Raw genomic sequence first — 13,891 nt, forward strand, 5'->3', positions numbered from 1 at the left:
AACCAAGGGCGGCAGAGCCGCCCTTGTTAACGATTAGAAATCGTAGCGCAGACGCACCAGGTTCATATCGCCCAGATCGTCGGTGCTGGAAGTAAACACGTGTTCGTAGTCCACGCGGAAACCGTAATCCAGCTGGAAGCTAATACCTACGCCATTATCCGTGCGCTGGTAGTTGCGACCATTCACGTATTCAATACGGTCACCCATAAAGTACGGTTGAATAGATTTAACCGCGTATTGACCCACCGGGATTTTGTAGCCCGCGAAGTATTCAATACCCCACGCGTCGCCCGCGAAGTAGTCGTGAACGTTCACTTTCTTGGTGGTCATGAAGTTCTGATACCAGCCGCCGCCCAGAGCAAATGTCCAGTTATCCGGGGTCCAGCTCAGCGCAGTGCCCACGATGTTCTGATCGTAGGTTTTACCGTCGGTATTCTGCGGGTTGTGCATATCCGCGCGGGTGTAGTTCCACGCCGTACCCCAGGTCAAGTCGTCGGTGATGTGGTAATCCACACCCAGTGAACCGCCGCCTTTACGTTTGTAAAGCAGGCCGTTGTTCGGGTTGTAGTCGTCGCTGAACAGGTAGGATGCATAAAGATCGACATCACCCACGGTTTTTTTGTATTTCAGTGATTTACGGGTACGGTAAGAACCATCGTAATCGCCGTTGATACCGTTACCTGGCGCCTGACCAATCATGTCATAGTCCCAGATATCGGTTTTCACGCCGACCACATCGTAATAAACGCTGTTCTGTTGACCGAAGGTCAGCGTACCCCAGGTGTTGCTTTTCAGACCGGTGTACAGCATACGACGGGTGGTGTTGTTCGCGCCGTCAGCGTAGTGGTTATCCCAGTCAAACAGCGCCGGAATGTTCACGCCCAGTTCGTAGTAGCTGACCCAGCTAATGTCATCGAACAGGTAGTAATCTGCTGCGAAGCGGAAACGGGTGCCGCCATCGAAGCCGTTACGCTTGTATGAGCCTTTATCACCATCACCGGTCATCATGTTGAACTGCGGACGAATACTCCCGCCCACGGTGAAATTAAGACGGCTAAGCGGGTTCCCGGCCTGCGGATCCTGCTTGAGCAGGGTAATTTCAGCCTGGGATGCGAAAGACGTTAACGCCACTGCTGCACCGATCGACAACGCCAGTGCTTTCATTTTTATAGTCATTATTTTTCCTTGATAGATTTATAGCCAACTATCTGGCTGATAAATATTATCGTCTATTAATAAAATCCACCTGGCTGATTTTTATTAAAATGTGCGATTTAGGTTTCCAGTTTTACCGAATGGTGCCATAAAACAGGCAATATGATGAAAGGATGAATAATTTTGACGAGCAGCGATCGCTACGCATAGGCAGGGTACGGCGTTTATGCCGCCATCCAACAACGTGCAGCGTAGCGCCGTCCGGCGCTACGCAAGAGCAACGCCGTTAAACTAGCCGGAGAACTGGCGGAACAGCGCCCGCCCTTTCAACAGCCGCAGCCCTAAGCCACCGCCGCATAATGACAACAGCAGCGCGCCGCACAGCGGCAGGGCCAGCCACAGACGCCAGTCCGGCGACCACGGGAAGTCGAACACTTTCGTTTGCAGCATCGCCAGTGCCGTTTCGGCCCCGATGGCCGCCACCAGCCCGGAAATCGCGCCCAGCAGCGCAAATTCAGCCCACAGCGTTAGCCGCAGCAGCGGCTTCCCGGCACCGAGGGTGCGATAAACGACCAGCTCCTGATGGCGCTGGCGCATTCCCACCTGCACCTGAGCCAGCAGCAGCAGCACACCGCAGGCGGTGACCAGCACCACCATCACTTCCAGCGCCCGACTCACCTGCGCCAGCACCTGGCCGACCTGTTTCAGGATTGCGCCGATATCCAGCAACGTAACCGTCGGGAACTCGCGGTTGAGCTGCGTTAGCAGCGTGTTACCGTGATCCCAGCGGAAGCTGGTTAGCCAGCTCTGCGGCTGACCATCGAGGGCGCCGTCGGGGAAGATAAAGAAGAAGTTCGGTCGCAGACTCTCCCAATCAACCTTGCGGATACTGCTCACCTTCGCGGTAAAGTCCTGAGTATCACCGGTAAAGGTTACGCTATCGCCGAGGCGGATATTCAATCGCTGCGCCAGCCCTTCTTCAATTGACACTTCCCCCGCTTTTGGCGGCCAGCTTCCTGCGACCAGCGGATTGTGCGCCGGGCGCTGGTTTTGCCAGGTCAGGTTCAGCTCGCGGTTGAGCGACTCCTCCTTGTTGCCCTCGGTGCTTTGGCCGTTGATCTGCGTGAGCCGCGCGCGAACAATCGGGTAGAAGGCCGCCGGAATCACCTGATGTTCGGCAAGGAAGGTTTTCACCTCACTCACCTGCTCAGGCGCGATATTGATCAGAAAATAGTTCGGGCTTTCCGGCGGTAGCTGCTGCTGCCAGCGATCGAGCAGATCGCCGCGCAGCACCAGCAGTAGCGCCAGCAGCATGAACGACAGCGAGAACGCCGCCAGTTGACTCAGCGTAGACCACGGCTGGCGCAGCAGACGGTTGACCGCCAGGCGCAGCGGCAGCGCGCGTAGCGTCAGGCGCTTAAGCACCTTCAGCAGCAGCCAGCCCACCACGCCGCACAGCGCCGCCAGCACCACCGCACCGGCCAGCACCGACCACAGGAGTGGGCTTCCGCCCATCAGCCAGGCCAGCAGCAGCACGGTCACCGCGGTGACCAACGGCAGATAAATCTTCAGCGGCCAGACGTTGGCGACAATATCCTGGCGTAATACGCGCAGCGGCTGGGTCGCCAGCAGCAGCCGGTATGGTCGCAGCCCGACCAGCAGCGAAATGACCGTCATTGACCCCACCGCCCACAGCCACGGCCAGGCGCTGGCAGCGGGCAGCGCCGCCGGCAGCACCGGTTTGAGTAGCGTGAGCAGTATGGACTCAAATAACAGCCCCATTGCCCCACCGGCCAGCGCGGAGAGCATCAGCAGCAGCAGCCACTGACCGATAATCAACCGGCGTAGCTGTGCGCGCCCGGCCCCCAGCGTTTTAAGGATGGCCACCAGATCGTAGCGGCTGCGGCAGTAGTGCCCCATCGCCACCGCCACGGCGGCTACCGCCAGCAGCAGCGTTAGCAGCGCCGACAGCAGCAAAAACTGCTGGGACCGCTGGAGTGACTTACCCAGCGCGCCGTCGTCCTGATTTGGCCCCAGCCATCGGTGCTCGGGCTTCAGCTGCGGCAGCAGCCAGCTTTCATAGCTCCCTAACTGCTCGGCGGTGCCGGCAAACATGTAGCGCCAGCTCACCCGACTACCGGGCTGCACTGCGCCGGTTTTCGCGACGTCGGCCAGATTCATCATCAGGCGCGGCGCCATCTGGAACGGATTAAAGCCGCTATCCGGCTCCTGCACGACTTCTCCGGCAATGCGCAGCGTGGCATCGCCCACATCGAGGCTGTCACCCATTTTCAGATTCAGCAGCGCCAGCAAACGCGGTGCCAGCAGCACCGTGCCAGCCGCAGGTTTCAGGCCCGCAGGGGCCGTTTCCAGCGCGCCGTACAGCGGATAGCGATCGTCAACCGCCTTCACATCGGCCAGCTGTGGCGTATCCCCCGCCCAGGTCATGGTGGAGAAATGGATCTGTTCACCCACCGTCAGGCCGAGCGCGCGAGCTTTCTCCAGCCACGCGAGCGGCACCTCCCGCGAGCTGCGCAGCACCCGGTCGCCGGCCATATATTCACGGCTTTGCTGATTGAGCCCTTTGTCCATGCGGTCGCTGATGCTGCCCAGCGCTAGCACGCAGGCCACCGCCAGGCTTAACGCCAGCCAGACAATCAGCAACGAAGGCGAACGCCACTCGCGCCAGAACCAGCGTAAAATCATGCTTCCTCCCGTAGCTGCCCGTCCACCAGCCGCAGACGGCGATCGCAGCGAGCCGCCAGCTGCGCGTCGTGGGTCACCAGAATCAGCGTAGTGCCGTGCTCGCGGTTAAGGGAGAACAGCAGATCGGCAATTTTATCGCCGGTCTGACGATCGAGGTTACCGGTCGGTTCATCGGCAAACAGCAAATCAGGACGGCCGTTAAACGCGCGGGCCAGCGCCACGCGCTGCTGTTCCCCCCCGGAAAGCTGCGCCGGAAGATGATGCAGACGCTTCCCAAGCCCCAGCTGTTCCAGCAGCGCTTTCGCGCCCTGACGGCTCTGGGCGTCGCTTTCGCCGCGCAGCAGCGCCGGCAGTTCGACGTTTTCTAACGCATTAAGGGTAGGAATCAACATAAAGGATTGAAACACGAAGCCAATGTGCTGAGCGCGCAGCCGCGCGCGCGCTTCTTCGTCCAGCTTGTCCAGCGGATGGCCGAGCAGCTTCACTTCACCGCTGCTGCCGTCGTCAAGCCCGGCGAGAATCGCCAACAGCGTCGACTTGCCGGAACCCGACTCACCAATTAAAGCAAGGGTTTGCGCCGGTTTGACAATCAGGTTAACTCCGGTAAGGATGGAAAGCTCATGCTCACCCTGACCGACGGATTTCTTCAGATGATGCACTTCAAGTACGTTTTCCGCTGGCATTTGCCTTTCCTGTTGTTGTTGCTGTTAAGCCTGCGCGCCGCGGCGGCGGACACACTGTTAGTGCTGGGCGACAGCCTGAGCGCGGGCTATCGCATGGCGGGCACCGCCGCCTGGCCTGCCTTGCTGAACGATAAGTGGCAGCCGAAAATCACGGTTATCAACGGCAGTATTAGCGGCGATACCGCGCAGCAAGGGCTGGCACGCCTGCCCGCGCTGCTTAAACAGCACCAGCCACGCTGGGTACTGGTTGAACTGGGCGGCAACGACGGCCTGCGCGGTTTTGCGCCCCCACAAATCGAGCAAACGCTGCGCGCCGTACTGCAACAGGTGAAAGACGCGAACGTTCAGCCGCTGTTAATGCAAATTCGCCTGCCCGCAAACTACGGACGCCGCTATAATGAGGCGTTTAGCGCGGTCTATCCGAAGCTCGCCAGAGAATTCAATGTTCCACTGCTGCCCTTCTTTATGGAAGAGGTCTACCTTAAGCCGCAGTGGATGCAGGATGATGGCATTCATCCCAACCGTGACGCCCAGCCGTATATTGCCGACTGGATGGCGACACGTCTGGCCCCATTAGTTAATCACGACGTCGCAAAGTAAAGCGGCGTCTTCAGGTAAAGTTATGCAAAAATCGGTCTTAATTACAGGATGTTCCAGCGGAATTGGTCTGGAAAGCGCGCTTGAGCTGAAACGCCAGGGGTTTCGCGTACTTGCCGCCTGCCGTAAACCCGATGATGTGAAACGCATGGATGGTATGGGGTTCACCGGCATTCTGCTCGATCTCGACAGCCCGGAAAGCATCGACCGTGCCGCCGAAGAAGTCATCGCCCTTACCGGCAATCGCCTGTTTGGCCTGTTCAATAACGCGGGTTATGGCGTCTACGGCCCGCTAACCAGCATCAGCCGTGAGCAGATGGAGCAGCAGTTTTCCGCCAACTTTTTTGGTGCCCATCAGCTGACCATGCGCCTGCTGCCGGCCATGGTACCGCACGGCGAAGGGCGAATTGTGATGACATCATCGGTCATGGGGCTTATCTCTACCCCGGGCCGCGGCGCCTATGCTGCCAGCAAGTACGCGCTGGAAGCGTGGTCCGACGCGCTGCGTATGGAGCTGCGTCATTCCGGCGTGAAGGTGAGCCTGATTGAACCTGGCCCGATCCGCACGCGCTTTACCGACAACGTCAACCAGACCAGCGATAAGCCGGTAGAAAACCCAGGTATCGCCGCGCGCTTCACCCTCGGCCCGGACGCGGTGGTCGAGAAGGTGCGTCATGCGTTTATCAGCGATAAGCCCAAATTACGCTACCCGGTGACGCTGGTGACCTATGCCGTCAGCTGGCTGAAGCGGCTACTGCCGGGGCGTGCGATGGACAAAATTCTGCAGGGCTAAGTTGAAGCGCACGCTTTTGCCCCCATCTCGAATACAAACCGACTACAGAGAATGACTCATGTCCGTACAGAATATTGTAAACATTACTGAAGCGAACCTACACCAGACGCTGGAGCAATCCGTCGCCACGCCGGTGCTGTTCTACTTCTGGTCCGAGCGTAGCCAGCACTGCCTGGAGCTGACGCCGGTGCTGGAAAACCTGGCTGCGCAGTATAACGGCCAGTTTATTCTGGCGAAGGTCGACTGCGATGCCGAACAGATGGTGGCCTCTCAGTTTGGCCTGCGCGCTATTCCAACCGTTTATCTGTTCCAGAATGGTCAGCCGGTCGACGGTTTCCAGGGCCCGCAGCCGGAAGAGGCTATTCGCGCGCTGCTGGATAAAGTTCTACCGCGTGAAGAAGAGCTGAAGGCGCAAGAGGCGCTGGCGCTGATTCAGGAAGGTAAGCACGCCGAGGCCCTGCCGCTGCTGAAAGATGCCTGGCAGCTCTCCGGGCAGGACAGCCAGATTGGCCTGCTGCTGGCAGAAACCTACATTGCGCTCAGCCGTTCTGAAGAGGCGGAAGCGGTGTTGCAAACCATCCCGTTGCAGGATCAGGATACCCGCTACCAGGGGCTGGTGGCACAGATTGAACTGCTTAAGCAGGCGGCAGATACGCCGGAAATCCAGCAGCTGCAGCAGCAGGTTGAGCAAAACCCGGACGACGCGGCGCTGGCCTCAAAGCTGGCACTTCAGCTGCATCAGGTCGGGCGTAATGAAGAAGCGCTGGAGCTGTTGTTCAGCCACCTGCGCAAAGACCTGGGCGCGGCTGACGGCCAGGCGCGCAAAATGTTGCAGGAAATCCTGGCAGCGCTCGGCACCGGCGATGCGCTGGCATCGAAATACCGCCGCCAGCTGTATTCATTGCTGTACTGATTGGCACAACGCTTATCAGGCCTACTGCCCGAAGCGGTAGCCAGACAGGTAGGCCGGATAAGGCGTTTACGCCGCCATCCGGCAATGTGCAACGAACGTGCCTGATGGCGCTGCGCTTATCAGGCCTTCTGCGACATGCGGCAGCGTCAATCGTGTTTTTTCAGTTGCGTCACCACCAGCTGGTGGCGCGCGTTGTAAAACTTCCGATAGGTCAGATAGCAGGCAATAATGGTTGACAGGCTGGCGGTAGAAAGCAGCATAAAGGTCACCATTATCTGATATTTAATTGCCTTCACCGGGTCAATACCGGCAAAAATCAGCCCTGACATCATCCCCGGTAAACTCACCAGCCCCACGGTTTTCGCCGAGTCGACGGTCGGAATCAACGACGCGCGAATGCTTTCGCGAATAAGACGGGCGGAGGCCATTTTCGGCGTTGCCCCCAGGCTCAGCTTCTCCTGAATCTGCTGCTGTTCAGCGCTAAAGCGCTGGCCCAGGTTGTTGTAGCACAGCCCAACCGCAATCATCGCGTTACCGGCAATCATCCCGGAAATAGGAATGACCTGCATCGGCACAAAAGCGATCGAACCGGAAAAGACCAGTACCGCAAGCGTTAGACCGGCTCCGGCGGTAATGGCGATAAACGATGACACGAACGCTTTGTCGATATATTTACTGCGCTTTTGCGCGTTATAGGCGGCGTTGAAGCAGATAAACAGAACCATCAGTAGCGTCAGCACCGCATGGTTGACGTTGAAAATATACTTCAGTACATAGCCAACGATAACCAACTGCACCACCGCGCGGCAAATGCTCCAGATAATGTCTTTTTCCAGCGCCAGCTTTTCCCGGTAACTCACCACAATGGCAATCAATACCAGCACCATCGACAGCGCCAGCGACTCGTTAGTGATGATGTGTTCGTTATTCATGATCTGACTCCCTGACGCTCTGTGGGTGCGAAGGCAGCATAATCACCTCATCGGCATGGCTAATTTCATCTTTGTCGTGGGTCACCCACAGCACGGCAACCTGCTCATCGCGTACGTACTGATGAATAATTTCATTCACGTTCCCTTTATTCTGCTCATCCAGCGCGCTGGTTATTTCATCGAGTAGCAGCACCTTGGGTAAAAATTGCAAATTGCGAATTAACGATACCCGCTGTTTTTCGCCTCCCGACAGCTCGTTGATTGATTTAGACAGGGTATCTTCGGCCAGACCAAAGCGCGTTAGCTGCCCCAGGAAACGATCCGGGTCCGGCTGTTGGCCGCGAATTTGCCAGGGGAAAATAAAGTTGTCGTACACCGTGTCACCAAACAGCGCCGGAGTCTGCGCGCAGTAGGACACCTGCTGGCGATAAGCTTCCGGCGTTAGGGTGTTAATATCCTGGCCGCCAAACAATATCTGCCCTGCGCTCGGTGAGAGCAGCGAAGCGATAATTTTTAATAAGGTGCTTTTTCCACAGCCGGACGGGCCGGTAATCAGCTTGAATTCGCCGGGAGCCACGTTCAGGTTTATATTCTCAAGGATCGTCTTCTCGCCAATATGAAAGCTCACCTGCTTAATCTGTAAAATCGCGCTATTTTCCGTCATTGCCTTTCTTTATCCTGTTTTTTCGTTTTGCCCCTCTAAGTGTAACGCCAATTAATTTCAGGGGGCGAATTTCCCGTGCAGAGCCGATATACTTGTTGAGGTTACGGAGAGTAAAACAGGAGGTTTTATGCTGGTATTTATCCCCATTCTTATCTTTGTCGCGCTGGTGGTGGTTGCCGCCGGGGTCAAAATTGTGCCGCAGGGCTATCAGTGGACGGTAGAGCGCTTCGGCCGCTACACCAAAACGCTGCATCCAGGGCTAAGTCTCGTTGTGCCGTTCATGGACCGGATCGGGCGCAAAATCAATATGATGGAGCAGGTTCTCGACATTCCCTCTCAGGAAGTGATCTCAAAAGACAACGCCAACGTCGCCATCGACGCCGTCTGTTTCATTCAGGTCATTGATGCGCCAAAAGCGGCATATGAAGTCAGCAACCTCGAGCTGGCCATTATCAACCTGACGATGACCAACATTCGTACCGTACTCGGGTCGATGGAGCTTGATGAGATGCTCTCTCAGCGCGATAACATCAATACCCGACTGCTGCATATTGTCGACGAAGCCACCAACCCGTGGGGGATTAAAATCACCCGTATCGAAATTCGCGATGTGCGCCCACCGGCAGAACTTATCGACGCGATGAATGCTCAGATGAAAGCGGAACGAACCAAGCGTGCCTACATTCTGGAGGCTGAAGGGATCCGCCAGGCGCAGATCGTGAAAGCCGAAGGTGAAAAGCAGGCGCAAATTCTTACCGCCGAGGGCGAACGTCAGTCGGCGTTCCTCCAGGCAGAAGCGCGTGAACGTTCGGCAGAGGCGGAAGCCCGCGCCACTAAAATGGTGTCGGAAGCGATCGCCGCCGGTGATATTCAGGCCATTAACTACTTTGTCGCCCAGAAATACACTGACGCACTGCAACAAATTGGCGCGGCCAATAACAGCAAAGTGGTGATGATGCCGCTGGATGCCAGCAGCCTGATGGGTTCTATTGCCGGGGTTGCTGAGCTGATTAAAGACAGCAGCCGCGATCGGAAACCGTCATGATTGCCCTGGTGCTGGCGCACCCGCATTTTTTCTGGCTGAGCCTCGGCGGCCTGCTGCTGGCTGCAGAAATGCTCGGCGGCAGCGGCTATTTGTTGTGGAGCGGTGTGGCAGCAGCGGCAACGGGGCTGATAACCTGGGCGCTGCCGCTGTCGTGGGCGTGGCAAGGTGCGCTGTTCGCGGCGCTGACCCTGCTGGCGGCCTGGCTGTGGTGGAAATGGCTCTCGCGTCGGGGTGACAGACAGCGCCCGGCGCAAGGTCAGCTCAACCAGCGCGGTCAGCAGCTTTTGGGCCAGCGTTTTACCCTGGATAACGCGTTGGTCAACGGCCGCGGCCATATGCGCGTTGGCGACAGTTCCTGGCCCGTGCTGGCCGATGATGACCTGCCGGCCGGCAGCAAAGTTGAAGTCATTGCGGTGGAAGGGATCGTCCTGCGTATCAGGCTTACCCCGCCTCGCTAACCCTCACGCCAGGGTCTTACGATGGCAGCAGCCGGAAAGGTTATCAATAATCGGACAATCGGCGCTGTCATCCCCCGGGCAGGAGGCGGCAAGCGACAGCAGCTGATCGCGCATCGCCTGTAAATCGCTGATGTGGCGCTCAATGTCCGCCACCTTCTGTAGCGTGTAGGCCTTCACATCGGCGCTGTGACGCTGCGGATCGTTAAACAGATTGACCAGCTCGCCACACTCTTCAAGATTAAATCCCACCTGCCGCGCCTGGCGCAGCAGCGTAAACTCATCCAGGTGTTTTTGCGTATAGCTGCGGTAGCCGTTCTCGCTACGCAGCGGCGGCGTTACCAGCCCCTTCTCTTCATAAAAGCGAATGGCTTTGCTGGTCAGGCCGGTTTTTTTGGCCACATCACTGATATTCACATTTCCCCCTTGACCTTCCCCTTGCTGGAAGGTTTAACCTTTCTCACTGTAGACCAAAAGGTGAATTTGGTCACCCATCAATTGAGGAGAGGAATATGTCTCATACCATCGATCTGGCGCTGGACGGTTTGTCCTGCGGCCACTGCGTCAAACGCGTTAAAGAGAGCCTGGAACAGCGCCCGGACGTTGATCATGCGGAAGTCACCATCGAAGCGGCGCACGTCACCGGCAGCGCCAGCGCCGATGCGCTGATTGAAACCATTAAACAAGCCGGTTACGGCGCGGAGCTCAGCCACCCAAAGGCTAAACCGCTGGCAGAGTCATCACTCCCGTCGGAAGCACTGACAGCGGCCGCCCCTGAGCTTCCGGCAGCACAGGAACTGGATGACAGCCAACAGCTGCTGATCAACGGTATGAGCTGCGCCAGCTGCGTTTCCCGAGTACAAAACGCCCTCCAGGCGGTGCCGGGCGTGGTACAGGCACGGGTAAATCTGGCGGAGCGCACGGCCCTGGTCATGGGCAGCGCCTCCGCCGGTGATTTAGTCCATGCCGTAGAGAAAGCGGGCTACGGTGCGGAGGCCATTGAAGACGACCTTAAACGTCGCGAACGTCAGCAGCAAACCGCGCTGGCCACCATGAAACGTTTTCGCTGGCAGGCCATTGTAGCCCTGCTGGTCGGCGTGCCGGTGATGGTCTGGGGGATGATTGGCGACAACATGATGGTCACCGACGATAACCGCTCGCTGTGGCTGGCTATTGGCCTTGTCACCCTGGCGGTCATGGTATTTGCGGGCGGCCATTTCTATAGCAGCGCATGGAAAAGCCTGAAGAATCGTACCGCCACAATGGATACGCTCGTGGCGCTGGGGACCGGCGTAGCCTGGCTGTATTCAATGAGCGTTAACCTGTGGCCGCAGTGGTTCCCGATGGAAGCACGCCACCTTTATTATGAAGCCAGCGCCATGATTATTGGTCTGATTAACCTCGGCCATATGCTGGAAGCACGAGCGCGTCAACGTTCGTCGCGCGCGCTGGAAAAACTCCTCGACCTGACGCCGCCCACCGCGCGGGTAGTCACCGAGGACGGTGAAAAAACCGTGCCGCTGGCCGACGTGCAGCCGGGCATGATCCTGCGCCTGACCACCGGTGACCGGGTACCGGTCGATGGGGAAATCAGCCAGGGCGAAGCCTGGTTTGACGAAGCCATGCTTACCGGCGAGCCCATTCCGCAGCAGAAAGGCGATGGCGACAGCATTCACGCCGGTACGGTAGTGCAGGATGGTTCTGTCTTATTCCGCGCCAGCGCCGTCGGCAGCCATACCACGCTGTCACGCATTATTAAAATGGTCCGCCAGGCACAAAGCAGTAAACCGGAAATTGGCCAGCTGGCGGATAAAATTTCGGCGGTGTTTGTACCGGTCGTGGTGGCGATTGCGCTATTCAGCGCGGCCATCTGGTACGTCTTCGGACCGGCGCCGCAGATTGTTTATACGCTGGTGATCGCGACCACGGTGCTTATCATCGCCTGCCCGTGCGCCCTCGGCCTCGCGACGCCGATGTCGATTATTGCGGGCGTAGGCCGCGCTGCCGAATACGGCGTGCTGGTTCGCGATGCCGATGCCTTACAGCGTGCCAGCGAACTGACCACGCTGGTATTTGATAAAACCGGCACGCTGACCGAAGGCAAACCGCAGGTTGTCGCGATCGTCACGCAACGTGATATTGATGAGGCCGTCGCGCTGCGCCTGGCCGCTGCGCTGGAGCAAGGTTCAAATCACCCGCTGGCACGCGCTATTCTGGAGAAAGCCGCCAACAACACGCTCCCGCAGGTTAACGCCTTCCGCACGCTGCGCGGCCTGGGGGTTAGCGGTGAAGCCGAAGGGCATCGCCTGCTGCTCGGCAACCAGGCGCTGATGCATGAACAGCAGATCGATACCCGTGAACTGGACGACGAACTGGCCCGCCAGGCGGCTCAGGGCGCAACGCCGGTACTGCTGGCCATTGACGGTAAAGCCGCCGCGTTGTTTGCCATTCGCGATCCGCTGCGCAGCGACAGCGTCGCCGCGCTACAGCGTCTGCATCAGGAAGGCTATCGTCTGGTGATGTTAACGGGCGATAATCCGGTGACTGCGAACGCTATCGCCAAAGAAGCCGGTATCGATGAGGTGATTGCCGGCGTGCTGCCGGACGGTAAAGCTCAGGCCATTAAAGATCTGCAGGCGCAAGGGCAAAAAGTGGCGATGGTCGGCGACGGCATCAACGATGCCCCGGCGCTGGCGCAGGCCGATGTGGGCATCGCGATGGGCGGCGGCAGCGACGTGGCGATTGAAACGGCGGCTATCACGCTGATGCGCCACAGCCTGGTGGGCGTTGCCGATGCGCTGGCCATTTCCCGCGCCACCCTACGCAACATGAAGCAGAACCTGCTTGGCGCCTTTGTCTATAACTCGCTCGGTATTCCGATTGCCGCAGGGATCCTTTGGCCGCTGACCGGCACGCTGCTTAACCCGGTGGTCGCCGGGGCGGCGATGGCGCTCTCATCCATTACGGTGGTCAGCAACGCTAACCGGTTGCTGCGATTTAAACCTAAAGCCTGATCCTCGCGCCCCGCCCGTTTTCGGACGGGGCGCGTTTGCACCTTTCCTTCCGGCGCGCTAGCATGACATTTTCCTTCCAGGGAGCGCGGATGAGCCTGTTACATCAACTACAACGCCTGTGGCGGACCCTGCGCGGCTCGCCGTACAGCTGGCCGGCGCTGGATGTCACCCTTCCCGGCGGTCGCCATCTGCACCTGGTCGGCAGCATTCATATGGGCACACGCGATATGTCCCCCCTGCCGCCAAAGCTGCTAAAGAAGCTACGTCAGGCCGATGCGCTGATTGTTGAAGCCGATATTTCCGGCAGCGAAACCCCGTTCAGCGATCTTCCCGAATACCCGCCGTTGGCCGAACGGCTGAGCGCAGAGCAGCTTAGCGCGTTACAAAAACGGCTTGATGAGCAGGGAATGTCGCTCGCCCGCGTGGATAACCAGCCGCTGTGGCAAATCGCGATGGTGCTACAGGCCACTCAGGCTCAACGTTTAGGCCTGCGTCCGGACTACGGTATTGATTATCAGCTGCTCGCGGCCGCACACGATGCCGCGCTGCCGGTGCAGGAGCTGGAAGGGGCAGATAGCCAGATTGACCTGTTATGCCATCTGCCCGACGGCGGCATGGCGCTACTTGATGATACCCTGACGCACTGGCACACCAACGCACGGCTGCTGCAGGTCATGATCGGCTGGTGGTTGGATCAGCCCCCGACCCGCGGTGGAACATCGCTGCCCAATACGTTTAGCCAGTCGCTCTATGATGTGCTGATGGTGAAACGCAATATTGCCTGGCGAGATGCGCTGCTGGCGCTACCGCCGGGACGCTATGTGGTCGCGGTAGGCGCGCTGCATTTGTACGGAGAGGGCAACCTGCCACAGATGCTGAAATAAAAAAATGGCCAATATCGCTATTGGCCCGTCAAAGAGGAATTTCATCATTA

13 protein-coding genes are annotated in these 13,891 nt (G+C 58.3%); 7 read left to right on the forward strand and 6 right to left on the reverse strand.

The window, feature by feature from the left end; genetic code table 11:
* Positions 1-33: 33 nt before the first annotated feature.
* The 3 genes from V6942_RS04250 to ybbA form a co-directional block, all read right to left on the reverse strand.
* The gene (locus tag V6942_RS04250) at positions 34-1,176 is read right to left on the reverse strand and encodes a porin (RefSeq protein ID WP_106930513.1); all 1,143 of its coding nucleotides are present in this window, start codon (positions 1,174-1,176) and stop codon (positions 34-36) included.
* 270 nt (positions 1,177-1,446) lie between these two features.
* Positions 1,447-3,861, reverse strand: a complete 2,415-nt coding sequence (ybbP, locus tag V6942_RS04255; RefSeq protein WP_182965958.1) for a putative ABC transporter permease subunit YbbP — start codon at positions 3,859-3,861, stop codon at positions 1,447-1,449.
* Entirely contained in the window at positions 3,858-4,544 is a 687-nt protein-coding gene (ybbA, locus tag V6942_RS04260; protein WP_106930517.1) for a putative ABC transporter ATP-binding protein YbbA, read from the reverse strand. The genes ybbP and ybbA overlap by 4 nt, the downstream gene beginning before the upstream one ends.
* On the opposite strand from ybbA, the gene tesA reads away from it, so the two are divergent.
* From tesA to V6942_RS04275, 3 genes are read left to right on the forward strand one after another with little or no spacing between them, the layout of a single operon-like run.
* Positions 4,512-5,144: a multifunctional acyl-CoA thioesterase I/protease I/lysophospholipase L1 gene (gene tesA, locus V6942_RS04265; protein ID WP_333500845.1), complete on the forward strand. Its 633-nt coding sequence runs from the start codon at positions 4,512-4,514 to the stop codon at positions 5,142-5,144. The genes ybbA and tesA overlap by 33 nt on opposite strands.
* 22 nt (positions 5,145-5,166) lie before the next feature.
* Entirely contained in the window at positions 5,167-5,934 is a 768-nt protein-coding gene (locus V6942_RS04270) for an SDR family oxidoreductase (RefSeq protein WP_182929365.1), read from the forward strand.
* Between the two features lie 58 nt (positions 5,935-5,992).
* Positions 5,993-6,847 (forward strand): co-chaperone YbbN, encoded by an 855-nt coding sequence (locus V6942_RS04275; RefSeq protein WP_333500846.1) that lies wholly within the window; start codon positions 5,993-5,995, stop codon positions 6,845-6,847.
* Between the two features lie 146 nt (positions 6,848-6,993).
* Here V6942_RS04275 and fetB read toward each other — a convergent pair whose 3' ends face one another.
* On the reverse strand, positions 6,994-7,779 hold the full coding sequence (gene fetB, locus V6942_RS04280) for an iron efflux ABC transporter permease subunit FetB (protein ID WP_333500847.1): 786 nt from the start codon (positions 7,777-7,779) through the stop codon (positions 6,994-6,996).
* Positions 7,772-8,443 (reverse strand): iron efflux ABC transporter ATP-binding subunit FetA, encoded by a 672-nt coding sequence (gene fetA / locus V6942_RS04285; protein WP_333500848.1) that lies wholly within the window; start codon positions 8,441-8,443, stop codon positions 7,772-7,774. Before fetA ends, fetB begins: the two co-directional genes overlap by 8 nt.
* A gap of 127 nt (positions 8,444-8,570) precedes the next feature.
* Between fetA and V6942_RS04290 the strand changes: the two genes are divergently transcribed.
* Positions 8,571-9,488 carry an SPFH domain-containing protein gene (locus tag V6942_RS04290; protein WP_106930527.1) on the forward strand — a complete coding sequence of 306 codons (918 nt, stop codon included), beginning with the start codon at positions 8,571-8,573 and terminating at the stop codon, positions 9,486-9,488.
* A complete protein-coding gene (locus V6942_RS04295; RefSeq protein ID WP_106930529.1) occupies positions 9,485-9,946 on the forward strand; it encodes an NfeD family protein in 462 nt (153 codons plus the stop codon). Before V6942_RS04290 ends, V6942_RS04295 begins: the two co-directional genes overlap by 4 nt.
* 3 nt (positions 9,947-9,949) lie before the next feature.
* On the opposite strand, the gene cueR is transcribed toward V6942_RS04295, so the two are convergent.
* Positions 9,950-10,360 carry a Cu(I)-responsive transcriptional regulator gene (cueR, locus tag V6942_RS04300; RefSeq protein WP_106930531.1) on the reverse strand — a complete coding sequence of 137 codons (411 nt, stop codon included), beginning with the start codon at positions 10,358-10,360 and terminating at the stop codon, positions 9,950-9,952.
* A 95-nt stretch (positions 10,361-10,455) separates the two neighbouring features.
* Here cueR and copA point away from each other — a divergent pair, with 95 nt between their 5' ends.
* Both copA and V6942_RS04310 read left to right on the forward strand, forming a co-directional pair.
* Positions 10,456-12,957: a copper-exporting P-type ATPase CopA gene (copA, locus tag V6942_RS04305; protein ID WP_106930533.1), complete on the forward strand. Its 2,502-nt coding sequence runs from the start codon at positions 10,456-10,458 to the stop codon at positions 12,955-12,957.
* Positions 12,958-13,046: 89 nt separating this feature from the next.
* Complete coding sequence (locus V6942_RS04310; RefSeq protein ID WP_182929368.1) at positions 13,047-13,841, forward strand: TraB/GumN family protein; 795 nt, start codon at positions 13,047-13,049, stop codon at positions 13,839-13,841.
* Positions 13,842-13,891 lie beyond the last annotated feature (50 nt).

The sequence above is a fragment of the Kluyvera genomosp. 2 genome, from assembly GCF_036759865.1.
In the GTDB taxonomy this organism is placed as follows: Bacteria; Pseudomonadota; Gammaproteobacteria; order Enterobacterales; family Enterobacteriaceae; genus Kluyvera; species Kluyvera ascorbata_B.

Excerpts from the sequence above, each read along its gene's own strand:
- V6942_RS04250 (WP_106930513.1), bottom strand. The coding sequence starts at position 1,176 with ATGACTATAAAAATGAAAGCACTGGCGTTGTCGATCGGTGCAGCAGTG.
- ybbP (WP_182965958.1), bottom strand. The coding sequence starts at position 3,861 with ATGATTTTACGCTGGTTCTGGCGCGAGTGGCGTTCGCCTTCGTTGCTG.
- tesA (WP_333500845.1), top strand. The coding sequence starts at position 4,512 with ATGATGCACTTCAAGTACGTTTTCCGCTGGCATTTGCCTTTCCTGTTG.
- ybbA (WP_106930517.1), bottom strand. The coding sequence starts at position 4,544 with ATGCCAGCGGAAAACGTACTTGAAGTGCATCATCTGAAGAAATCCGTC.
- V6942_RS04270 (WP_182929365.1), top strand. The coding sequence starts at position 5,167 with ATGCAAAAATCGGTCTTAATTACAGGATGTTCCAGCGGAATTGGTCTG.
- V6942_RS04275 (WP_333500846.1), top strand. The coding sequence starts at position 5,993 with ATGTCCGTACAGAATATTGTAAACATTACTGAAGCGAACCTACACCAG.
- fetB (WP_333500847.1), bottom strand. The coding sequence starts at position 7,779 with ATGAATAACGAACACATCATCACTAACGAGTCGCTGGCGCTGTCGATG.
- fetA (WP_333500848.1), bottom strand. The coding sequence starts at position 8,443 with ATGACGGAAAATAGCGCGATTTTACAGATTAAGCAGGTGAGCTTTCAT.
- V6942_RS04290 (WP_106930527.1), top strand. The coding sequence starts at position 8,571 with ATGCTGGTATTTATCCCCATTCTTATCTTTGTCGCGCTGGTGGTGGTT.
- V6942_RS04295 (WP_106930529.1), top strand. The coding sequence starts at position 9,485 with ATGATTGCCCTGGTGCTGGCGCACCCGCATTTTTTCTGGCTGAGCCTC.
- copA (WP_106930533.1), top strand. The coding sequence starts at position 10,456 with ATGTCTCATACCATCGATCTGGCGCTGGACGGTTTGTCCTGCGGCCAC.
- V6942_RS04310 (WP_182929368.1), top strand. The coding sequence starts at position 13,047 with ATGAGCCTGTTACATCAACTACAACGCCTGTGGCGGACCCTGCGCGGC.